General features: G+C 67.6%; 1 protein-coding gene. It reads left to right on the top strand.

The window, feature by feature from the left end; all coding sequences use genetic code 11:
- Positions 1-661, top strand: a 661-nt coding sequence (locus G3I71_RS45415) for a carbohydrate ABC transporter permease (protein ID WP_164324776.1), incomplete at both ends; no start/stop codon positions are given.

The following is a 661-nucleotide window of genomic DNA, read 5'->3' as shown; positions in this document are numbered from 1 at the left end:
CACGCCGCCCGAGAGCTGGGGCAACGTCGCGAACTACGCGACCGCGTTCACGCGGGGCGGGATGCTGCGGGGGTTCGCCAACACGGTCGTCGTCTTCGTCGCCGCGATCACCGGCACGATCCTCGTCGGCGCGGCGACCGCGTACGCGCTCGACCGCTTCCGGTTCCGCGGGCGCTCGGCGGTGCTCGGCCTGTTCCTCCTGGCGACGCTCGTGCCCGGCGTCACGACCCAGGTCGCGACGTTCCAGATCGTCAACGGCCTCGGGCTCTACAACTCGCGCTGGGCGCTGATCCTGCTGTTCACGGGCACGGACATCGTCTCGATCTACATCTTCCTGCAGTTCGTGCGCGCGATCCCCCGGTCGCTCGACGAGGCCGCGACGCTCGACGGCGCGGGACACCTGCGGATCTTCTTCCGGATCATCCTGCCGAACCTCAAGCCCGCGATCGCGACGGTCGTCATCATCAAGGGCATCGGCATCTACAACGAGTTCTTCCTGCCGTTCCACTACCTGCCCGACCCCGACCTGCGGCCCATCTCGACCGCGCTGTTCGCGTTCAAGGGCCCGTTCGGCTCGCAGTGGGAGGTGATCTCGGCGGGCGTGGTCATCACGATCGTGCCGATCCTCGTGCTGTTCCTGTTCCTGCAGCGGTACGTCTAC

Origin of the sequence: Streptomyces sp. SID12501 (assembly GCF_010550245.1) — a bacterium.
Taxonomy (GTDB): Bacteria; Actinomycetota; Actinomycetes; order Streptomycetales; family Streptomycetaceae; genus Streptomyces.
Note: the sequence above shows the minus strand (reverse complement) of the source record. Positions and strands in the feature narration are given on the sequence as shown.